The 23,225-nt window shown below is 38.1% G+C and carries 17 protein-coding genes and 2 other annotated features; of the genes, 3 read left to right on the top strand and 14 right to left on the bottom strand.

Annotated elements, in window-relative coordinates:
• Positions 1 to 105: 105 nt before the first annotated feature.
• Positions 106 to 891 carry a DeoR/GlpR family DNA-binding transcription regulator gene (locus PaeCFBP13512_RS02440; protein WP_137220895.1) on the top strand — a complete coding sequence of 262 codons (786 nt, stop codon included), beginning with the start codon at positions 106 to 108 and terminating at the stop codon, positions 889 to 891.
• Positions 892 to 914: 23 nt separating this feature from the next.
• Positions 915 to 2,057, top strand: coding sequence for an N-acetylglucosamine-6-phosphate deacetylase (gene nagA, locus PaeCFBP13512_RS02445; RefSeq protein WP_241669273.1), 1,143 nt, complete (start codon positions 915 to 917; stop codon positions 2,055 to 2,057).
• A gap of 345 nt (positions 2,058 to 2,402) precedes the next feature.
• Here nagA and PaeCFBP13512_RS02450 read toward each other — a convergent pair whose 3' ends face one another.
• The 11 genes from PaeCFBP13512_RS02450 to PaeCFBP13512_RS02500 all read right to left on the bottom strand — a co-directional run bounded on the left by PaeCFBP13512_RS02450 (position 2,403) and on the right by PaeCFBP13512_RS02500 (position 16,678).
• Positions 2,403 to 3,023 carry a retron system putative HNH endonuclease gene (locus PaeCFBP13512_RS02450; protein ID WP_137220899.1) on the bottom strand — a complete coding sequence of 207 codons (621 nt, stop codon included), beginning with the start codon at positions 3,021 to 3,023 and terminating at the stop codon, positions 2,403 to 2,405.
• Entirely contained in the window at positions 3,016 to 4,272 is a 1,257-nt protein-coding gene (locus tag PaeCFBP13512_RS02455; RefSeq protein ID WP_161594192.1) for an AAA family ATPase, read from the bottom strand. Before PaeCFBP13512_RS02455 ends, PaeCFBP13512_RS02450 begins: the two co-directional genes overlap by 8 nt.
• Before the next feature lie 185 nt (positions 4,273 to 4,457).
• Positions 4,458 to 6,098 carry a chaperonin GroEL gene (gene groL, locus PaeCFBP13512_RS02460; RefSeq protein WP_137220903.1) on the bottom strand — a complete coding sequence of 547 codons (1,641 nt, stop codon included), beginning with the start codon at positions 6,096 to 6,098 and terminating at the stop codon, positions 4,458 to 4,460.
• 85 nt (positions 6,099 to 6,183) lie between these two features.
• Entirely contained in the window at positions 6,184 to 6,465 is a 282-nt protein-coding gene (groES, locus tag PaeCFBP13512_RS02465) for a co-chaperone GroES (RefSeq protein WP_069326136.1), read from the bottom strand.
• Between the two features lie 290 nt (positions 6,466 to 6,755).
• Positions 6,756 to 12,119, bottom strand: a complete 5,364-nt coding sequence (locus PaeCFBP13512_RS02470) for a diguanylate cyclase domain-containing protein (RefSeq protein WP_137220905.1) — start codon at positions 12,117 to 12,119, stop codon at positions 6,756 to 6,758.
• Complete coding sequence (locus PaeCFBP13512_RS02475; protein WP_069326138.1) at positions 12,119 to 13,288, bottom strand: small-conductance mechanosensitive channel; 1,170 nt, start codon at positions 13,286 to 13,288, stop codon at positions 12,119 to 12,121. Before PaeCFBP13512_RS02475 ends, PaeCFBP13512_RS02470 begins: the two co-directional genes overlap by 1 nt.
• Positions 13,289 to 13,652: 364 nt before the next feature.
• Positions 13,653 to 14,408 carry a twin-arginine translocase subunit TatC gene (gene tatC / locus PaeCFBP13512_RS02480; protein ID WP_137220907.1) on the bottom strand — a complete coding sequence of 252 codons (756 nt, stop codon included), beginning with the start codon at positions 14,406 to 14,408 and terminating at the stop codon, positions 13,653 to 13,655.
• A 66-nt stretch (positions 14,409 to 14,474) separates the two neighbouring features.
• Positions 14,475 to 14,708 carry a twin-arginine translocase TatA/TatE family subunit gene (locus PaeCFBP13512_RS02485; protein ID WP_137220909.1) on the bottom strand — a complete coding sequence of 78 codons (234 nt, stop codon included), beginning with the start codon at positions 14,706 to 14,708 and terminating at the stop codon, positions 14,475 to 14,477.
• 173 nt (positions 14,709 to 14,881) lie between these two features.
• Positions 14,882 to 15,379, bottom strand: a complete 498-nt coding sequence (locus tag PaeCFBP13512_RS02490; protein ID WP_069326141.1) for a MogA/MoaB family molybdenum cofactor biosynthesis protein — start codon at positions 15,377 to 15,379, stop codon at positions 14,882 to 14,884.
• 120 nt (positions 15,380 to 15,499) lie between these two features.
• Entirely contained in the window at positions 15,500 to 16,021 is a 522-nt protein-coding gene (moaC, locus tag PaeCFBP13512_RS02495; RefSeq protein ID WP_137220911.1) for a cyclic pyranopterin monophosphate synthase MoaC, read from the bottom strand.
• 24 nt (positions 16,022 to 16,045) lie between these two features.
• Positions 16,046 to 16,678, bottom strand: a complete 633-nt coding sequence (locus tag PaeCFBP13512_RS02500; protein WP_137220913.1) for a 5-formyltetrahydrofolate cyclo-ligase — start codon at positions 16,676 to 16,678, stop codon at positions 16,046 to 16,048.
• A gap of 243 nt (positions 16,679 to 16,921) precedes the next feature.
• Here PaeCFBP13512_RS02500 and PaeCFBP13512_RS02505 point away from each other — a divergent pair, with 243 nt between their 5' ends.
• Positions 16,922 to 18,862, top strand: coding sequence for an ABC-F family ATP-binding cassette domain-containing protein (locus PaeCFBP13512_RS02505; protein ID WP_137220915.1), 1,941 nt, complete (start codon positions 16,922 to 16,924; stop codon positions 18,860 to 18,862).
• Between the two features lie 326 nt (positions 18,863 to 19,188).
• Here PaeCFBP13512_RS02505 and PaeCFBP13512_RS02510 read toward each other — a convergent pair whose 3' ends face one another.
• From PaeCFBP13512_RS02510 to rimI, 3 genes are all read right to left on the bottom strand, one after another.
• Positions 19,189 to 20,793, bottom strand: a complete 1,605-nt coding sequence (locus tag PaeCFBP13512_RS02510) for a 2-isopropylmalate synthase (RefSeq protein ID WP_137220917.1) — start codon at positions 20,791 to 20,793, stop codon at positions 19,189 to 19,191.
• 93 nt (positions 20,794 to 20,886) lie between these two features.
• Positions 20,887 to 21,180 (bottom strand) — a binding site (T-box leader).
• A 103-nt stretch (positions 21,181 to 21,283) separates the two neighbouring features.
• Positions 21,284 to 21,570, bottom strand: a binding site (T-box leader).
• A 63-nt stretch (positions 21,571 to 21,633) separates the two neighbouring features.
• Positions 21,634 to 22,713, bottom strand: a complete 1,080-nt coding sequence (gene tsaD, locus PaeCFBP13512_RS02515; RefSeq protein WP_137220919.1) for a tRNA (adenosine(37)-N6)-threonylcarbamoyltransferase complex transferase subunit TsaD — start codon at positions 22,711 to 22,713, stop codon at positions 21,634 to 21,636.
• A 2-nt stretch (positions 22,714 to 22,715) separates the two neighbouring features.
• Positions 22,716 to 23,222: a ribosomal protein S18-alanine N-acetyltransferase gene (gene rimI, locus PaeCFBP13512_RS02520; RefSeq protein WP_069326147.1), complete on the bottom strand. Its 507-nt coding sequence runs from the start codon at positions 23,220 to 23,222 to the stop codon at positions 22,716 to 22,718.
• Between the last annotated feature and the right edge of the window lie 3 nt (positions 23,223 to 23,225).

Consider the following 23,225-nt stretch of genomic DNA (forward strand, 5'->3'; position numbering starts at 1 on the left):
ATTACTATTATAATCTCTAAAAACTTACAAATCATTAATTATTAAAATAAAATACTTGAATATCATTATATAAACGAATAATATTACTTATAAGAGGTGATTATTATGTATCAAGAAGAACGATTATTGAAAATATTAGAATATTTAAAACAGCATCAATCAATGAGCGTAACTGACATATGTACTGAATTTGAAATATCCAAAGATACAGCCCGTAGAGATATTGTTAGATTAGTGCAAGAAGGAGTCGTTATCCGTACTCATGGCGGAGTCTCTTTACCTCAATTAAAAAAAGAAATATTATCGTACCAAGATCGTCTTATTGATGAAGCCGAACCTAAACGAACAATTGGAATGCTTGGCGCTCAACTTATTCAAGATCATGAGACTGTTATTTTGGATGTATCCACTACGGTACAATTCGTCGCAGAACACATCAAAGCTCAACATCTTACAGTGATTACACACTCTATTGATAATGTAGGGATTTTATCAGATAGAGAAGATATGCAGATTTATTTACTTGGTGGCTATTTGAATGTAAAAAATCGTTCTTTATTTGGCCCCTCTATTCTCGATAAGCTTAGTCAGATTCGTGCAGATAAAGCCTTTATTGGGGCTGTAGCTATCGGTTCAGATGGTATCTACTACTCTTATGAAGAAGATGCTCGGGTGAAGCAAGAAATGGCTAGAAGATCAGATCAAGTAATTGTGGTAGCAGATCATACTAAATTTACAAGTAAATCATTTTATCGATTAGATTTTGATTATATAGATATTTTAATTACGAATCAGCCTGTTCCTAACCCCTTAAAAGAAATACTTAGTCAGAACAATATTACGGTTATTACGTATCAAGATGAGGAGCATGGAACAAACTATAATGACTAAGTCATATGATGAGGATGAGAATATTGATGTATACTATTTTGCAAAATGTAGAACTGGTACTTCCAAATAAAATTCTATCAAACGTTCATGTAGGGATCGAAAAAGGAAAAATCGTAAGGATTGATGCAGATCCTATTTCTACATATGAAGAATATCAACAAATCGATTGTAAAGGGAAACGGTTAATCCCTGGCATGATTGATGTTCATATTCATGGAGCGAATGGCTTTGATATGATGGATGGTCGTGAAGAAAGTATACAAGAAGTCTCTCGTACGTGTGCTTCTACAGGGTGTACCTCTTTTCTAGCTACTTCTGTCAGTTCTACGATTGAAGATCTTTTAGCGATGATCCATAGTGTGAAACGCGTCGTCGGTCATGAAGTAGGCGCCAAAATCGCAGGGATTCACTTAGAAGGACCATATTTGAATCCAATACGTAAAGGTATGCAAAATGAGAAGTATTTACGTCATCCTGATATCGAAGAAATGAAGATGATCTTTAAAGAAGCCGACTCTCTTATTCAAATGGTGACGATTGCTCCAGAGTTACCGGGAGGGATGGAATTAATCTCATTTCTCAAAGAACAAGGTGTCATTATATCTATTGCACATTCGGATGCGACTTATGAAGAAGCCAAAAAAGCGTTTGAAGCTGGTGCAAGTCATGTTACACATTGTTTTAATGGGATGCGACCGATCCATCATCGTGATCCGGGAATTGTCGTTGCGGCTTTTGAAGAAGAACATGTCAGTCTTCAAGCTATTGTAGATCATATTCATTTGCATCCTGCTATTATTCGATTAATGCATCGTTCAAAAGGACCTGAAGGAATGGTCTTGATTACAGATGCTTTACAAGCGATGGGTATGGGAGACGGTGATTATCTGTTTGGAGGTCACCATGTAACTGTAACCGATGGTGTCGCTAGATTACATGATGGAACGTTAGCCTCGAGTACAGTTACGATGAATGAAGCACTCCGATATACGGTTGAAACAGGGATTTCTTTAACAGATGCTGTGCAAATGGCTTCGACTACACCAGCACGTATTTTGGGTCTACACCAAAAAGGAGCAATTGCAGTAGGCATGGATGCAGACTTAGTGCTACTGGATGATGCTTTTCAAGTGCAATGGACTATGATCGATGGTCACATAGTATAATAGTGTTAAACAAAAAAGATTACTTACTGTATGCTAGGAAGTAATCTTTAATTTTATTAGGATCAATATAAAGAAATATATTATGCACAAGGTTGAAATACATTGCAAACTCATTAGCGGACTAAGAACTTTCTCTTTAATTTACAGTATATGTTACAAAAGATCTTCACTTCCATCATAGAGAAGAAAAATATTTAAGTTAGATTTAAGACACGTTAAGCTATTTGATCAAAAAACAACAACTTGAATTATTACAAACAGATCATCAAGCCACTAACTAAGACGAAATGCATAAATTATGCATTTCGTCCTTTTTTTATTTATATAATAAAAATCATACTCATTTTATAAATTATAATTGTCTTTTAATACTCCAATTATCACCTGATTATAAGAATATAGTTTACCATCAGCATTTGGTTTTGAATATTCATCTATCAAGTCTTCTAATGAAATATTTTCTTCTTGTTCAATCAAATACATTATACCCTCAATTATTTTACTACGTATTGCATTTAATTTAGCTATATTTAATCCTAAGTTCATTATTGTATTAGTAGTACAACTATCTTTATCATTGCTAGCAATAATTTGTCCATCTTCAGTATATTTAAATTTCAAATTACAATCTTTTGCTAATGGTGATACAGTTTCATTTTCAACATACCAATTAGCTTTTTTATGTCCACAATGTGATTTACTATTACATGATACTAGAAGGTTCTCATACGCTAATTCCATTTTTGGAAATCTATCTTTAGGTTTATGATGTTCAATATGGCTATTTTCTATACTTACTTCCACACCGCAATAACAACATACATAATTTTGTTCTGTTATTATTGATTCTTTTAATTCACATTTAATTATATCTGGAATATCTTTATAATTAATTGATATTCTACGATTTGCATTCTTCCACTTACTGAAATTATGGGGGGGAGGATTCTTAATTATTTCATTCATTATTTGATTTTCTCCAACGTTTTAAAATTACATCAGCTTTAATAAGTTCAGGCTCTTCATCACCAAGTATTTCTATTAAGCGATTTTGAATTTCTACTGCTTTATCTAGATTTTTATGAGTGATCATTTTAAATAGTTCTTTAATTTTATCATCTATTACTTTATCTCTGGAATTTGAATCCATGTAATCTTCTAAAATTCTATTTGTATCCCGTCCATATAAAGATTCTGATTTGTTTATTGAAATACTATTTTCATTCCATTTTAAAATATAAGTATTCATTTTTTTAGTTTCTCCTAGAACTTGTGGTGAGTGAGTAGTAACTATAAATTGCAAATTAGGAAATGTAGTTGTTAAAATATCTAGAATTTTACGTTGCCATGAAGGATGTAAGTGTAATTCTATCTCATCTATAAGCACAAGACCTTCTCCCATCAACGGCTCTTCCAAGTTAGGATTTGCAATAGCCAGTCTTCTTGCTAGATCTCCAACCATTGCTAACATGCACTTTTCTCCTTGAGAAAGTTGATTAACTTCTAAAGGAATATTTCCTTTATGAATTATCATTCTCAAAGGATAACGACTAACTTGTATATCAGTAAACCCAGGTAAAAATGAATAGATGGCTTTCCTTACAGCATTTAATAAAGGATCAATATAATTTTTTGTTGTTCTTACTCTAATTTCATTTTCTAAATCTTCTTGCGCACGAAACCACTCAAAAAAAACACGAAAATCTGCCCCACTTGTCAGAGCACCTTCATAAGAGGAAATTTGATCAAAAAAATGTTTTTTTCTTATTCTTAATGGTACATCTAAAACAGCGCGATTAACTGGATAATAAACAGATAACGGAATATTAGCTTTAGAATTGGCTTCAAGCTCTTCATTTATATTATGAACAAGCATAGAAAGCTGATTATTTTTTTTAATAGTAGTTTTTCTTAAATCTTTATTTTTTGAGAGTGACCAAGTATAAAAAGAATTATTATATTTTACATTTAATTGTGATTGAGAAACTTTATACCCAATTTGTATGTCACTTTCTTGAAACTGCCTTCTTCCTGCTCCAGCACGATTATTAGAAACTCCTGCTGCTACACGCGATAACATAATAGCTAAGCAATCTAAAACGCTAGATTTCCCTGTTCCATTCTCACCGAATAAAACACTACTTTTTCCTTCTAGATGCAATTCGGTTCTACTAATACCACGAAAATTTTCTATTAAAATATTGTGTATTTTCAATTGGTTTCCTCCTATTTCATTTATATATCATAATAATATATTTAACTTATTATATATCAGCATAATATTAAACATTTTTAATTAACCTTTATAAAAAAGAGGTTGCCCTCAGGTGATTAAGCCTGTGGACAACCTCTTTTGTTGAAAGAACAGTTGGATCATGTAAAAGATTCAAAAGAATCTTATTACATCATACCTCCCATTCCCCCCATACCGCCCATACCGCTCATATCAGGAGCGCCACCAGCACCAGCTGGTTCTGGTTTGTCAGCAATGACTGCTTCTGTTGTTAAGAACATAGCTGCTACAGAAGCTGCATTTTGTAGTGCAGAACGAGTTACTTTCGCAGGGTCAACGATACCCGCTTCAAACATGTTTACCCATTCGCCTGTAGCTGCATTGTAACCAATACCAACTACTTCTTTTTTCAGACGCTCAACAATAACAGAACCTTCTTGTCCAGCATTCGCAGCGATTGTGCGGATTGGCTCTTCAAGCGCACGTAGTACGATGTTTACGCCTGTTTGCTCGTCACCTGTAACTTGTACAGCAGATACTGCTGCATATACGTTCACAAGCGCTGTACCACCACCAGATACGATACCTTCTTCAACCGCAGCGCGAGTTGCGTTCAAAGCATCTTCGATGCGTAGTTTGCGCTCTTTCAATTCTGTTTCTGTTGCTGCACCGACTTTGATTACTGCAACGCCACCAGCTAATTTAGCTAGACGCTCTTGCAATTTCTCTTTGTCGAACTCGGAAGTTGTTTCTTCCAGTTGTGAACGGATTTGGTTCACACGAGCATCGATATCCGCTTTGTCTCCAAAACCGTCTACGATGATTGTGTTTTCTTTCGTTACACGTACTTGGCGTGCTGTACCCAATTGCTCGATTGTTGCTGTTTTTAGGTCTAGACCCAATTCTTCAGTGATCACTTGACCACCAGTAAGAGCAGCGATATCTTGCAACATTGCTTTACGACGGTCACCAAATCCTGGAGCTTTAACAGCTACAGCATTGAATGTACCACGCAATTTGTTCACAACTAGCATAGCCAAAGCTTCGCCTTCGATATCTTCAGCAACCAATACCAATGGTTTGCTTTGTTGTACTACTTTTTCAAGTAATGGCAAGATTTCTTGTGTGTTTGTGATTTTTTTGTCAGTGATCAAGATATATGGATTTTCTAGAACAGCTTCCATTTTATCTGTATCTGTAATCATGTATGGAGAAAGGTATCCACGGTCGAACTGCATGCCTTCTACCACTTCAAGTTCAGTAGCGAATCCACGAGATTCTTCAACAGTGATAACACCGTCTTTACCTACTTTTTCCATAGCTTCAGCGATCAATTGACCTACTTCTTCGTCAGCCGCAGAAATAGAAGCAACTTGAGCGATAGACTGTTTGTCTTCTACATGTCTAGAGATGTTTTGCAATTCTTGAACAGCTGCACGAACCGCTTTTTCAATCCCTTTACGGATAACCATAGGGTTAGCACCAGCAGTTACGTTTTTAAGACCTTCACGAATCATCGCTTGAGCCAAAACAGTTGCAGTTGTTGTACCATCACCAGCTACATCATTGGTTTTAGTTGCTACTTCTTTAACCAATTGCGCACCCATGTTTTCGAAAGCATCTTCAAGTTCGATTTCTTTTGCAATCGTTACACCATCATTTGTGATCAATGGGCTACCGAATTTTTTCTCAAGAACCACGTTACGTCCTTTAGGTCCCAATGTTACTTTTACTGCATTTGCAAGAGCATCTACACCACGAAGCATTGCGCGACGAGCATCTTCACTGAATTTAATTTCTTTAGCCATAAGAATAGTTACCTCCTTGATATTTTAAAATCATTATAATGACAGACCGGCTTACACCGACTGTGTACATGTATATTCGTTGGTATTAAGATAGAATAGCGTGAATATCGCTTTCTTTCATAATCAAATATTCTTTACCTTCGAATTTAATCTCTGTTCCAGCATATTTGGAGAAAAGGACACGATCGCCTTCTTTCACTTCCAAAGGAATACGCACTCCATCTTTTAATTGACCGCTACCTACAGCAATAATTTTGCCTTCTTGCGGCTTTTCTTTAGCAGAGTCTGGAAGGACAATACCAAATGAAGTTGTTTGTTCCTGTTCGATCGCTTCTACCAATACACGTTCACCTAAAGGTTTGATCATGAAAAATAGCCTCCTTAAAATAATATATTGATTTGTTTCATGTGATGGTTGTTATTTATGTAATTAGCACTCGACACCTTTCAGTGCTAACAACCAACTTTATGATACTCAACTTGAGCGATAATTTCAAGTCTCTTTGTGTAAATTTATAAAAGTTAGGTTCAAAATAACGATTATTCTACCATACAATCACTCTTACAATTACCCAATCCGAGGGAATAAAACATCAATCGAGTTATAAAAAAAGAAATCAACGCGATTTGGATACATTCACGTTGACTTCTTTTTTCTTACAATACATTGATCGTGATGCAGTTTCTACCTTTGGTTTTGGAGCGATACAAGGCTTCATCTGCTAATCGGTAAATCTTCTCTTCGGTTAATTCATCATCGACAGCCGTCACTACAGCTAGACCTACTGAAACAGTAATATATGGACTGGCATCATTTTGATTATGAGGAATATGAAGATCTTCAATACAAGCACGTAAAGACTCTGCAAATTCATGTGCTTCTTCAATCCCTGTACTGATATGCAAGATCGCAAATTCTTCACCACCCAGACGAAAAGCCATATCTGTTCTTTTTCGCATCTGAGCCGTTAATGTGGAACCGATCATTCGTAGTACATGATCACCTTCATAATGCCCGTAGGTATCATTGTATTTCTTATAATGATCGATATCGAGCAACATAAAAGCAAGCCCTTTTTGCTCTTTGGCTGCTTTCAAAATTTTGTGCACAATACGATCATTAAAATGTCGGCGATTATACAAACCAGTCAAATCATCAATAATAGAGATGCGTTCAATTTGCTTTTTGTCTGTAATATTATGACCGATAAAGGTATATCCTGTAATCTGATTATGATTCAAAATAGGCTCAATAATCATATCCAGCCACAGTAAACTTTCATCTTTTTTCGGTTGAATTAATTCGCCTGTCCATGTATTTTCTTCGTTCATGACAAAGACCTGATAAGAGCCTTCGCGACGATCTTTGGCATATAAGAAACGATGCTTTTTACCAATTAATTCTTCCCGAGAATAGCCAGTCATAATGCAAAATTCTTCACTCACCATCGTGATCTCATCATGCAGATCTGTCTGCACAATAATGACATTTTTATCAACAATGTTAAAGTATTTACTTAGTTGTTCATTTTTGATCGCTAGCTCTTCTGTACGTTCTGCGACCAAGTTTTCCATGTTCGCATACAGACTTGCATTTTCGATAGAATAGACCATATCTCGTGATAGCAAGTTAATCATTTTCAGACGTTCATTGGTAAATGCACCTGTCATCAAATTATTTTCCAGATAAATAATCGCAATCAACTTATTCTGATTATAAAGAGGCATACACAACATCGATTTTGGCTGATATTCTGCAATATACGAGTATGCTGCTAGACCAATTCCTGAACGTGCATCACTATGAAGTAAGATTTGCCCGCTTTCCGCTACATAATCAATAATGTCCCATGGGAAATGCTGTTGCTGATCTCTATGTTGTTCGTGATGAAGCAAGACTTCGATCTGATTTTCGGTATGTTTGTATTCTCCCTCAACCCACAAAGAAAAATTAGACTGCATCACCATACAACCACGTTCTGCGCCTGCGTTCATAATCACAACTTCCATAATTTTTTGTAGTAACTGATCCAATTCAATCTCTTTGGAAATAATCTGCGATGCTTTGAACAACAGATGAATATCAATATTTTCTGTAGAAGAAGTGAGCGTATTCTCGGTATGAGAAGGAATCCATTGCACATGATACATCAGATCCTGATAACGTTTCTCTAGATGCTTAACTTTGGCTTTGGCTCCCCAGACAGAATAATAATAAGAAGCCTGCTTGAAGAAGTAAGCTGCCAGTTCATTTAATCTTCTGGATTGGTAAAAGCGAGCCATAAGTTCACTTGCAATCGCTTTGTATCTTGTAAAGTTACCATGTCCACCTGTAGATAAAGCAAGATGATAATACTTTTCAGCTTCCTTGTGTCTTCGATTAATCCGTAACCATTCTGCTTTCATCATATACTGCTGTGTCAAAAAGTTATGAGGAGAATGAATTGCCCATTTTTTCATTTTTCGGTACTCTTTGCGCATACGTAGACGAGCAGTCTGCTTTTCTCCTACACTCATATGTTCATAACAAGCCGCTATGTTCATAAAGGTGTAAAAAGAGAACTCTTCCAAAAAGGTTGAACCTGCTAATGTGCCTACCACTTTATACGCTTTGTCGATATCACTCAACGATTCACGATAATTTTCAAAAATAAATGCAATCTGGATCTTATTAATATAATAAATAGCGATGCCTGAATAATAATTGGCTTCTGTTAATTGTGCTAAATAAGCTTGTTCGCTAAAAGATTCATCATCAAAAGAATCGGTCTGCTTCAACTCTCCAGCCAGTATCCGGAACTTTTGGCGTGATAACTGAGCGGTTGCCAGCGCTTCTTTATACTTGGTATTTTCGATCATAGAGATCATCTGATCGCTTTCTTGCAAATACTTTTCAATCTCAAGTGCTGGATTCCAGAGATTCATATAATAACAAGCATGTGCCAGATAGAGCATATCACCTGACAATATACTGGAATCGATTGCCTGACTGTATTGTTCCTCTAGCAGTTCCCACTCATGACTCCAACTGTAACAAAACAGTGTGTAGAGCACTTTTACAAGGCTACGCCACTGTAGATCATTGAATTTCTCGTTGATATCCATTGCAAGCTTGCCGTATTCTTGTGCGCCTTTGAGATCACCCATACCAGAGAGCAACATGGCATAACCGATATAAGCACCCGCCGATTCTGGGCCATTTCCATATTGGATAGATAAATAAGCTTTTTTCAGAACTGCCCATGCGAATAAGGTCTGTTCTCCTGAAATAAAGGCAGGTGGAATAAAGCTTACTAACAATCGCATAACCAACTTAATCTTCTCATCTTGTACTTCAGGGCCATGTAATAAGTCATGAGTGGTTTTGCCGCGGAGCTTGAGCTTGACGCGTATCATTTCTTTACCTACAATCGCCATATTGAGCTTAGTGGGCACATATACACCTAGACTCGCCAGACCTAACTTCCCTGCTTCAATCGCTTCTTTCATCATTCCGAGGTACATATAATGATTAGACTGCATCTCATAGATTCTAGCCAGTTCCATCGGAATCTGTACATGTTCGATCAGTGCACGACAAGCTTGATCTCCTGACTCTAGCTGATGAATCAAATACGAACATTCACTGTACAGATAATAAATATCAAATGTAGTCTGATAATGCGTTGTCCAGCTATTGGAGCCTAATAGACTGAGCGCAGTCTCCAAAAACTGACAAGCAATCTCATAGCCAAAAGATTCTTTAGCGCGCTTAGCTGCTTGAAGGTTGATGATAATCATACGTTCGCGCTCTTCTACAGAGTCCACTAGAGATACACCTTTATTCAAATGCCCTGCTATTTCCATACTATTTTCGCGGACTTTATCTACTGACCAATGATCTAATAATAACCAGCCAATCCGAAGATGCAGACTTTGACGGCTCTGTGGATCTATCATTTGGTACAAAGCTTGTTGCAATTTATCATGTCCAAACGCAAACGGAATATCCAACTGCTTCAGTTCAGTACTGACTTCTTCTACACTGCTTAACATTTGGTAATTCGAATGAAGTGGTGTAATGATATCTTCTTGTACTGCGTGTATTAAAGATTCTATGATAACTGTCGTTGTCTCATCACTGACCAGATGAAGAATCTGCCAATCAAAACTACGACCGATCGATGCCGCTAATCCTAAAATATGCTGCATATGGACAGGGAGCGTTTGCATTTTCTGAATCAGATAATCAATCAAATCTTCATTCATTGTCATCTGTTTCACCTGAGTCTGATTCAGGTTCCATGTGCCTAATTGATCATCGAAAAAGATCGCTTTATTTTTGTACAAATCTTTAAGGATTTCATGAATAAAAAATGGATTCCCTTTGGTCTGATGATAAATATTTTCACGCAACGGCTCAATAATATCCGTATTGGTTGTATTTAGCGTATCTTCAATCAGATATTTTACATGTTCAGCAGATAAGGTAGTCAATTGAATATGATGAATCGTCATCTGCTTTTCAATTTCTTCCAACGTAGTTGCTAATGGATGTCCTGGATTCACTTCATTGGGACGATACGAACCGATAATAAACAGCTTTTTCAAACTGCTACTTTCCATCAATCGCCCTACCAATTGAATACTGGCTACATCTGCCCATTGTAGATCATCTAGAAATAATACAAGCGGACGTTGCCCTACTGTTAATCCTTCAAGAAAGCGAATAAACGATAAGAAAAAGCGATTATTTTCTTCGGTTGGATTAAGGGGTTCGACCATTGGCTGTATGCCTAGTATTTGCTCAAGTTCTGGTAACCATTTGGTAATTACACCTGCATTATTCCCTAATCCATTGCGAAGAGCCAATTGTAACTGTTGGGTTTCTTCAGGCAATCCTTTAAGATACTGCACCAACAATGTACGAAATGCTTGAATAATCGCACTATACGGGATGTTTTTATTGTATTGCTCAAATTTACCTTGAATAAAATAACCGCGTTCTTTCGAAATAAAGCTGTGCAACTCATTAACAAAAGCAGTCTTTCCGATTCCTGCTTCTCCAGATACCAGAGCCAGCTGAACATGCTCTTGAATACCTTCTGTTAAAATGTGCTTCATCCGGGCTAATTCTTCATCACGTCCATGCAATCGTTGTGGAATATGAAATAGACTTAAACGATCTTCATGTCCTATTTGAAACTCAGCTTGAGGATCATAACATTTTCTAAGATCCGCTTTGATTCCATATGCACTGCGATAACGATCTTCCGGTGACTTTTCTAACAATTTCATAATGATATCTGATAGCGAGCGAGATACTTGCCCCTGTGTAAGGTCATAAGGAGATGTTGGCTTCTTCGCTATAATCGAATAAATTTGCTCGACAACCGAATCCGAAGGGTATGGCTTTTGACCAGTGACCATTTCGTACAAAACAACACCCAACGAATAAAAGTCAGAACGATAATCGATATTCCGATTAATGCGTCCTGTCTGTTCAGGTGAAATATAAGATAATGTACCTTCCATCACCCCTGCATTTTGAAATTCTTGCTTTTCATTAGTCAGTTTGACAGATAGATCAAAATCGATAATTTGAATCTGGTCACTTTGACGATTCCAGATCAAATTGGCTGGTTTGAGGTCTTTGTGAATAATCTGTTGCTCATGAATACGTCCGACAATATCTACAATCTTTATAGCTAGCCGTAAAATAGTTGATAATTCTAGTTGTTCATCCCGGATTACATTTCTTAGCGATTGCCCGTCGATATCTTCCAAAGTTAGTACAAAAAAACCACCGCGTTCTTCCAGCTGAATCGGTTGAATAACCCCTTCAACTACACCTTTTAATTCGGATAGCATTTTGTATTCTTTTTTGATACGCATCACTGCTTCATATGTGGATGCTTTGGCTCCTAGAACCTTGGCAATGACTGTCTGTCCGGAAAGATTATCAATGCAACGATAGATCGCTTTACTGCCATTATCGGCGATCTCTTCGACCACTGTATATTTCTGATCTTTCCATATCATTAGTGTTCCCTCGCTTTATCCCCTGTTCCGACAATTTCAAAATTAGGATCAAATTTAAATACGTATGCACCTGTCAGCCAAATAATCCAACAATTGACACCAAAGAATAGATAGCCAAAATAACCTAAGATCGGCATTTCTGAGAAGATGTGAATCTTATCTAAATACGGTACAGAATATTTCCAGTAATTCGGATTGACTGGAATCCCTTGATTAAACCATTCACTACCAAAGTTCCACATTTCCCAAAAGAAACCGTTCGCTACTGTAGCAATAGCGATAAGCAGTAATGGTGACCAGTTTCCGTTTTTGATCGAGGTAAATGGTGTCCAAAACCCGATCAGACCCATAGCCGCAGACAACATAGGTACTAAAGCTACCCACAGTACAAAAAATAATTCGAATGGGAAATACCCCATCGCAAAAGCAAGAATTAAACCTACAATGTAAAATGCAATCAACAATGGCTTATTCAAATGAATCTTAGGTCCATTGCTGTATCTTTTTTTCAAGCTTGGGAACGTTTGTAGTAACAAATACCATTCAATAATCGCTGGAAGTACTGTGGTATACGATAACGCAAACCAAAAGATATTACCAAAATTAGAAAATACATCTTTATTCGGATAATACCAATTTTCCATCACGAAAAAGTTCAAATACTCAAATGCAAACCAACTAAAACAAGATACGATTGCCAGCAACTGCATTATGTATAGCTTGCTGGATAAAAGAGATACACCGTTATTTCTTTTGTATACGATACCATCCAGAATCAGAATGAATGCCCACCATAAGGGTACAAAAGTATACGGCTCAAGTAAACTAACAAATCCAGCACGTGACCATATAATAAACCAACAAATCAGCAATATTGGGAAAGCAGCCCAGAACCAGATCGGAAAAGGTACACTTGTTTTGGCGACACGTACAATCTTCTCTTTTTTAAATCCGAACAAACGTGGAAATAATAAAAATATAAGTATGAATGCTGCGATACAACATGCACCTATAAAATAAATTAAATTAAACCCCGGATCTTGTACATTATTTTGTACAGGAAATACTCCATATCCCGGAGGCAATCCATCCCATTTCGCCAAACTCCCCAGTAATGGCAAAATAAAAATCAACGCAAATGTAGACAATAAAAATATGATTTTTTTCATGATACTTATCCCCTTTTTTCGTTCCTTACCTTATCATTTTAAACCAACCACTCTGTACAAATACTGAACAAAACACTCTCTTTTTTGCTTTATCTATGCTTTTATGCAGTATTTGTCATATTTTGACGATTATTTTATTTTCCTTTCTAAAATAAGTTATTTTTTCTATTTCTTCTCTCTATTATTTATAATAGTTGATGTTTAAAAAAGATAGTGATTTTTTTATAAAAACTTCAAATAAAAAGAGTATTTTTGCTAGCTTTGCCTGAATTTCCAGATCATAGCTACTTTGCAAAAATACTCTTTTTCACTTTATAGATAGTATTTACTTTTGGATATATGCTACTCTTCACCTATTGAAATCTTATAGCTCTTGCTCTAATCGTGCAGCATCTAATCGTTGTTGTTTACGATGAACAACACCTGAGAGGATAACACTTAACTCATATAAAAATAACAACGGAATCGCAACCAAAATATCAGATATAAAATCAGGCGGTGTAATCACAATAGCTATAAATACCAGAACCAAGTAAGCAATTTTTCTCCATTTACGCAGTACCGTTGGATTAAGAATACGTAACGTCGTTAGGAACATAATCAAGATCGGCAATTCAAATAGCGCTGCTACTGGAAATACGATATTCGACATAAACGTAAAGTATTGCACGACTCCGTATGTTTCCGCTAATCCCATATTACGCGTGACATTGGAGGTAAACGTGAGCGCCATCGGAAAGACGACATAATAAGCAAATAAAACGCCTAGTAAAAACATCATAAATACAAAAGGAACATAACGTAAAGCAGCTCTGCGTTCTTTATCTAACAGTCCAGGGCTAACAAATGCCCATATTTGATAGACGGTGACCGGTAAAGCAAGTAACAAAGCAACGACCATTGCAATCTTCATATACAAGCCAATTCCATCCCAAAATGAAAAGACATGAAATACAAGATTTCGCGCAGTCTCTGCGGCAACTAAATACTGATATATTGGTTGAGCGACAAATAGCCCCAAAATCATACCTATAAATAACACAGCGATAATCATAATCAATCGTCGCCGTAATTCTCCTATATGTTCGATCAAGGACATCTGCTTTTCAGGATTATCCATAGGCTCCTCCTATCTCAAAAGAAAATCCCTTCCGTAGGGAAGGGATTCGGAATGGTCTGCATCCTTTTAACGTTTATCTTCTGGTTGAACAGGTGGAATAACTTCTGCGGACTGAATAGAATCGGTACGAGTTTTTGATGTTGTATCATCATCTTTCATCATATCCCGTGTGCCTTCTTTGAACTCACGGAAAGTTCTTCCTACAGCACGTCCTAATTCAGGGAGTTTATTTGGACCAAATAAAATAAGCGCCAACACTATCAACAATATAAATCCTGTAGGTCCTATACCACCAAGCATTTGGTATTCCTCCTTATTAATTAGACAAAGCTAGCTTTGTCTTTTTTATCATAGCATATTCAAATGTACAGTTCATCTTTGGAGATAGGATATAACAACGACAAAAAGACACAATTCTTTATTCAAAAAAATTGTGGTACACCTACTCTTATAACGGCTAAGCTTGATCGTTCTTAACGCTCATCTGGATTACTGTATTGCCCTGTAATCATCAGTAGCGCTTCAGGCAATTGATCCATAATAGCGGCTAAGTGTTCATGTACCCCTTTGGGTGTACCTGGCAAGTTCACAATAAGACTGCGTTCACGGATACCACAGATGCCACGAAATAACATAGCAGAACGATTTTTCTTCATTACTGTAGCACGCATCGCTTCTGCCATTCCGGGTACTTCACGTTGAATCACCCGCCGTGTTGCTTCAGGAGTAACATCTCGCTGCGCTAGCTCGGTGCCCCCAGTCGTTAATACCAGATCTGCATTGAAATACTCTGTCATCTCAATCAATGCTGCAATAATTTCATCAGGCTCATCAGGCACGACCCGGTATTCAACGATTTCTCCACCTAATTCTTCTTCGATTAATTCCCGAATGACTTGTGCACTTGTGTCTTCTCTTTCTCCTCGTGCACCTTTGTCACTGGCTGTAAGAATAGCCGTTCTCCAAACCATGCTCTCACCCTCCCCATCTATCTGCCATCTTCCTCTATCTATTACATCTGTATTCATCGATTCAGGTGGATCACTATTCTTACTATAAGGATTCGTCTCTATCACGTATATGGATGACTTCTATTCGTTTCTTTTAAAATCTCCATTTTTTCCGCCGCTTTTGGATAATAGCATCGTCGGTCCAATCACCATATCTTTTTGTAGTGCTTTACACATATCATATACGGTCAAAGCAACAGCAGAAGCCGCGGTTAAAGCTTCCATCTCTACACCTGTTTTACCTTCTGTTTTCACTTGAACTTCAATATGAAGCTCATCATGATCATTATCTCCAAAGGTAATATTTACACCTGTTAAAGGTAAAGGATGGCACATCGGAATCCAATCTGATGTACGCTTGGCAGCTTGGATACCTGCTACCTGTGCAACAGCCAATACATCGCCTTTACCTACCTGTCCTGCTTTGATCGCAGCCAGTGTTGCTGGTAACATCTGAACGGTAGTTACTGCAATCGCTGTACGTGATGTACTTTCTTTATCTGAAATATCGACCATCCGCGCACGTCCTTGCTCATTAAAATGAGTCAGTTTCCCTGCCGGTGTTGGTAGACCTTCATACTCTTGATTATGTTGATCACTCATCGTTATCTATCCCACCTATTGTGTCTACTTCTCGCTTTTTGTTGTTACTTTATATTCAGACGCCATAAACAGCACGTCGATACGGAAATCATGCGATTCCATCGGAATCTTTTCCGTGATTTGCGTGCCAAAAACAAACGCTCCACATACAGGTAGATGAGAAGAAGTCTGCTCTAATCTGGACATAAAACGATCATAGTATCCACCACCATAACCAATACGTCCACCCTGCTTATCATATCCAAGTCCCGGAACAAGAATAAGATCTATCTCTTGCCACGCTGATTCGGGTACTATTGGCAGGTCGTGCTTAGGTTCGGGAATACCAAAAGCTCCGGGTTCGATATCATGAATACCTGTAATTGGGTATAAATGAAAAAGAGCATCTTGCGCTGCATCAATACGCGGGGCAAAAACAGTATCTCCTACTTGCCAGCATTGATGCAATAAGGGCATTGTATCTGGTTCATCACGATACGCTAGATAAGTAAATAAAGTTAGTGTTGATTTTTGTTTTTGTTGACGCAATTGATTCATATATGAGGCAGCAGCAGCGCAAATGTCTGCTGATTCTTGTAATCGTTGTTCAGGAGTTAATGCCATTCGCTTACGTTTCAACTCTTGTCGTAAACGCTGTTTATTTGAGACGATTTCCATGGTTTACCTCCTTGCACAGACCAGGCTGTTGTAGGAATAATAAGCCTGTATGATCATCGCAAATTTCGCAAAAATCCCGATAGTGACAGTGTATCATTGTTCTTTCCAAAAACCAACTTCACCCTCTATTAAAAATGATCTACGGTGCAAATTAACATCCTTTCATGTAAACTAAATACAATAACTTTTTATACAAATTCATGATTTTCAATTATATATATGATGTGGGGGCTCAATCAGTCAATGTTACTGCAAGCAAATGGAATTACTAAACTGTACGGAATTACACCTATTTTAGAAGGCTTAAATTTGCAAATTGAAGAAAGAGAACGGATTGGTCTGGTCGGGGTAAACGGCGCAGGCAAATCAACCTTGCTCAAAATTATTGCAGGTGAAATGTCTTATGATAGTGGGCAGATTTTCCGCAATAAAGAAATGACACTTGGTTATCTAGCGCAAAATAGTGGATTACATCATGGCCATACGATCGGCGAAGAAATGCGTTCTGTATTTGCTAACTTAATTGATACCGAACAAGAATTACGTGTTATGGAACAACAGATTGCTGATCCTGCCATGATGGAAGATGACAAAGGATATGCTGATCTTCTCGCTCGTTATGCAGAACGTTCCGAGTGGTTCCGTGAACAAGGCGGATATGAAATGGATACACGGATTCGCAGTATTTTGCATGGTATGGGATTTGGTGACTTTTCTCAAGAAACGACTGTCGAGACGCTAAGTGGCGGGCAAAAAACAAGATTAGCACTGGCACGTATTCTGTTACAAGCACCTGATCTATTAATGCTGGATGAACCGACCAACCATTTGGATATCGATACTCTGACATGGCTAGAAGATTATTTACGTGGTTATTCCGGATCATTACTGGTTGTATCGCATGACCGTTATTTTCTAGATCGCTTAGTGACTACAATTGTCGAGATTGAGCGTCATCGTTCCAAACGATATACCGGTAACTACAGTCGTTATATTGATATCAAAGCCGCTGAATATGAAACGGCAATGAAACAGTTCGATAAACAACAAGGTGAAATCGCACGTATGGAAGCTTTTGTGCAAAAAAATATTGTACGCGCATCCACGACCAAACGTGCCCAAAGTCGTCGTAAAGCACTTGATAAAATGGATCGCTTGGATCGTCCTGCAGGTGACCTCAAAAAAGCAAACTTCTCATTCGGTGTATCTGTCGTCTCTGGTAAAGAAGTGTTGCGTGTTCATCAATTGACTCTTTCGTATGAAGATAAGCAAAAACTTTTTGAACCGATCTCATTTGAATTAAGACGTGGAGATATGGTTGCACTTATCGGACCAAACGGAACTGGTAAAACCACTATGCTAAAAGCACTTATTGATGAGCATCAGCCAGACACTGGTAAGATCGAATGGGGAGCAAAAGTAAAAATTGGTTACTATGATCAAGAACAAGGTCATTTGAATCCCAACAATACCGTGCTTGAGGAAGTATGGGGTAGTTTCTCTCATTTAGAAGAAGTACGTATTCGTACAGTGCTTGGTAACTTCTTGTTCAGTGGTGAAGATGTACTCAAAAAAATATCTGCGCTTAGCGGTGGTGAGAAAGCCAGAGTTTCTTTGACCAAATTGATGTTACTGGATGCCAATATGCTGATTCTGGATGAGCCGACCAACCATCTGGACTTAATGAGCAAAGAAGTGTTGGAATCCGCGCTGATGGATTATGAAGGCACCCTATTATTTATTTCACATGACCGGTATTTCTTAAATAAAATGGCAGAACGAATCTTAGAACTGCGTCCTGAAGGATTAACGGCTTATCTTGGGAATTTCGATGATTATACAGCTAAAAAACAAGAATTACTCGAAATCGCTGCTGAAAATGCACTCCAACAATCCAAAAATAATACGACTACAACAGGGACAACAGAAGAACCCTTTGCCAATTCATATGAAGAAAGCAAACAAGCCAAACGAGATGAGCGTAATCGTCAACGACGCACAGAACAATTGGAAAAAGATATTGCCGATTGGGAAGAACGTATCAGTGAATTGGAGCAAAAATTAACACTTCCTGAGGTCTATCAAGACTATGAAGCTGTCCAAAAGCATCAAGAGGAAATTGCTCAATTGCAACAGTCATTAGAAGAGGCTTATGAAGAATGGGAAACGTTAGCTGCGGAATAATAGTTCGTTTTGTCAAGACTTGTACACGAGATTGTAAAAGATCAAAAACTTTATTTTAAGCAAGTAAAAAAGTTTACAAACAAAGTTATCCACAAAATTAGCGATTTATTGATCATAAAAAATGACCCATTAGGGTCATTTTTCACTGTTATACTACTATTTTTTATCCATATCCATATTTATCCACCGAGTTATGCACATTATCCACAGATTTCGACCAAATCATGTGATAAACATATCCCCTATTTAATTATTTTGAAAAAGCTTCGTATAATCACTTATTTTGTACTTATACACACTTTGTGGGGGATATGTGGATAACTTTGTTAACATCTTGACAAATCATTCTTCATTCTAATGGTTTCTGTAAACGCCTGATTACATGCAGATACAAAAGCAATCGCCGCCGTTTGTAACGAATCTTGTCCGGAAGCGGTACCACGGAAGGTCTGTTTCTGATAACAGATTGTTGCCACAGCATCTGTGTATGCTATACCGTTCGTATAGAACGATTGCATTTCCATATCTTCCAATTGTATACCTTCTATTTTATCTTCTGAGTGTTCAATCATCTCTTGGCCCATATATTGCTGAACGGCTTGTTGAAGACTATTCATCACCGATTGCATCGCTCCAATAGCAATCGATTGAGTCGTATATGGATGATCATGACTGCTTAAGGTGACTTTGGATGCGATCGTTCCATCTGAATGAGCATTCCACTGAATATCTTCAATCGAAAGTTGAGACTGGGTGATTGCGTTTGAATTTCCTGTCAACATTAATAGCTCTTCATCTGTCACATGATGTTTGTGATCGGCGTATTTTTTGAAATCTTCATACCATTGATGAAGTTGTTGCTCTTCAGGATAAATATCATATTGTGCTAAACGATTAGAAAGAGCATGTCGACCTGAATGCTTTCCTAATATAATCATCGTACGCGGAATACCTAATCGTTCTGGACTCATAATTTCATACGTCGATAGATCTTTTAATAATCCATCTTGATGGATTCCTGATTCATGACGGAATGCATTTCTACCGATTACTGGTTTGTTATAAGCTACTGGAAATCTCATCGCTCGACTCACTTCATGTGAAATCTCATATAATGCTTCCGCGCGTATATTCGTTGTTACATCTAGACTATTACGGCGTGTCTCAATTGCCATGACCAATTCTTCCAATGCACAGTTCCCTGTACGTTCACCGACTCCGTTAACAGTGACTTCTACTTGATCTGCACCTGCTTGAACCGCTGCTAGACTATTCGCTACTGCTAATCCTAGATCGTTATGACAGTGTGCACTCAACTGAACATTTTCAGCTCCTCGTGCTCCTTGACGAACAGCTCTAAACATCTGTCCATATTCGTCTGGCAAAGCATATCCTACAGTGTCAGGCAAGTTAATAATCGTTGCCCCTGCGGCAATAGCCACCTCTACCATTTCAATCAGATCATCTATTGCTGTCCGAGAAGCATCCATCGCTGTAAATTGCACACGATCGGTAAACTGCTTGGCAAAAGACACCATATCATGCGCAATCTGCACCGTTTCTGCTCTTGTTTTGCGTAATTGATGTTGTAAATGGATATCGGAAGAGGACAAAAACAAGTGAATTCTGCGATTAACAGCATCCTCTGTTGCTTTGGCGGCGGCTTCGATATCGATTTTTACAGCTCGTGCAAATCCACAAATTTCAAATTGCTGAAATGTTCTAGCTATTTTCTGTACGGCTTCGAACTCTCCCGGGCTGGAAATAGGAAAACCAGGTTCTAGCACATCGACACCTAACGCTTGTAGCCGTTCTGCCAATGCTATTTTCTGATCCCATTGTAGTGTCGCTCCCGGTGCTTGTTCTCCATCACGCAAAGTGGTATCTAAAATAGCAATCTTTTTGTAGCTTGGTTGACTGATCTGACTCATCTCATTCACGCTCCCAAATTCTTTATTTGCATACATAATTAGATACATTTCAAGAAAAAAGAATACAAAAAAAGCCTGACTTCTCTCACTAATGTAAGAGACGCCAGACGATGCTGTCGCGGTACCACTCTTGTTGGAATCGTATTGATTCCCGCTTTATCTGATCCAGTAGATGTACATAGATAATAAGTATATGTACATCTACTGGATCAGCATTGGATGACGGGAATGACCCGTAAGTAAGTACGATGGTGACATCTATCATCATGTTCCCTACTTCCGCTCCCAGGCGAGTTCAAAAGACCATCTACCGTATTGCGTCGCACCTTCCCGCAACTCTCTGATTGTGGTAGCTTTCTTTTTACTACTCCTGTTCTTTGCGTGTGTGTATATGATGTTATTAGTAAGTTTGTGAATTCACAGTTCGTTATCTATTCCAATAGAGCGATAGTATCTCTTTATGAAAATACCAAAAAACCGCCATCTCTGTAAAAGAGACGACGGTTGATTTACCTTCGCGGTACCACTCTTATTGGACGCTGATTAGAATCATTCAAAACGGCGTCCCGCTTTATCCATTAAAATGCATTATATGAAATACAATCTAATGGTATCCGATCACGGGGATCAACCGTAATGATGTACCTGTCTACTCGTTAGACTTTCCATCATTCCGCTCCCGGGTGAGTTCAGGGTTGCCTTCATACTGCGTTGCACCATCCCGCAGCTCTCTGGATTCAAGCGAATCTCCCTACTAATCCCGTTCCAAGCGTTTATTCTATTTAAGATGAAGATCATTATAGATAATGAATTATTGATATTATAAAAGCGCGAGTTACATTAGTCAATACTATTTTCAGTTTGCTCTACAGGTTGATACGTGACCGACCATTTTTCAAGTGAAAGAGATGGCTCTGCTTTCAGATCCAATGTAGTGAATTGACTATGTTTCCATTTCAAATAAGCAGCCGCTCCGATCATTGCTGCATTATCGGTACAATACTCAAACGGCGGAATCAACAACTCAATCTTTTCTTTTTCACAACGATCAGTTAGATTCGCCCGTAACCCGCGGTTAACAGCTACTCCACCACATAATAACAACTGCTTCGCTCCATACTGGCGCACTGCACGAACAGCTTTTTCCACCAGTACTTCAACTACCGATTCTTGAAAACCTCGTGCGATCTCGCCTATCATCGGTTCTTCGCCGCGCATTTTCTTCTGATTGACTACATTCAAAACGGCTGACTTCAATCCACTCAGGCTAAAATCATATGAATTGGCTTCTAACCATACTCGTGGCAAAGATACTGCCGATTCTGCTTCCATCGCCAGATTATCTACATAAGGCCCACCCGGATAAGGGAATCCTAATGCTCGTGCTACTTTGTCGTACGCTTCCCCTACTGCATCATCACGAGTGCTACCGATCAATTGAAATTGACCTTCAGATTCTAGTAATACCAGTTCAGTATGTCCACCTGATACGACCAATGCCATCGAAGGATATTGTATCTCTGCGGTTAAATTATTTGCATAAATATGACCTGCAATATGGTGGGTTCCGATCAAAGGCTTGTCTAATGCAAATGCCAAACTTTTTGCCGCCATAATGCCTACTAATAAAGCACCTACTAAGCCGGGGCCTTGAGTAACTGCAATAGCTGAAATATCTTCTAATACAACTCCCGATTCTTGGATTGCTTCTTCAATCATCAATGTAATACTTTCTACGTGTTTGCGTGAAGCGACTTCGGGTACCACACCGCCAAAAGCTTTGTGTGTCTCTATCTGACTCGATACGAGATTGGACAGCACGATTTTACCATCTTTTACAATAGACACGGACGTCTCGTCACAGCTCGTCTCTATCGCTAGAATATGGCATCCTTCACGTTGTATATCTTGTTGCATCATGTTTATTCCACGCTTCCTTCCAGATGACCTTGCGCTTCGGCTAACTCGCACCACATAATCATGGCGTCTTCATTATTATCCGAATAATACCCTTTACGAATACCTGCGTTACTAAAACCTAATTTCATATATAATTGCTGTGCGATCTCATTGGAGACACGTACTTCAAGTGTCATGCGTAACATTCCTAATTCTAATGCCCAGTTCATCAGTTCGACTAATAAAGCTTCTCCAAGCTTACGTCCACGATAAGCTTCCCGAATCGCAATATTGGTAACATGAGCTTCATCCATAATCGTCCACATGCCTGCATAACCGATCGTTCGTCCATCGATTACCATCACCATATAACGAGCAAAATGATTCATTGTCAATTCATTACGAAATGCTTCTTCTGTCCAGGGGAGTGTGAATGCTTCATGTTCAATCTCCATCACTTCTGGAATATCATCAATCGTCATTTTACGTAGCACAGGTTGTTGTTGATTCTGCTCGTATCGTAATGCCATGAG

It is taken from the genome of Paenibacillus sp. CFBP13512 (assembly GCF_005233705.1).
GTDB lineage: Bacteria > Bacillota > Bacilli > Paenibacillales > Paenibacillaceae > Saccharibacillus > Saccharibacillus nuruki.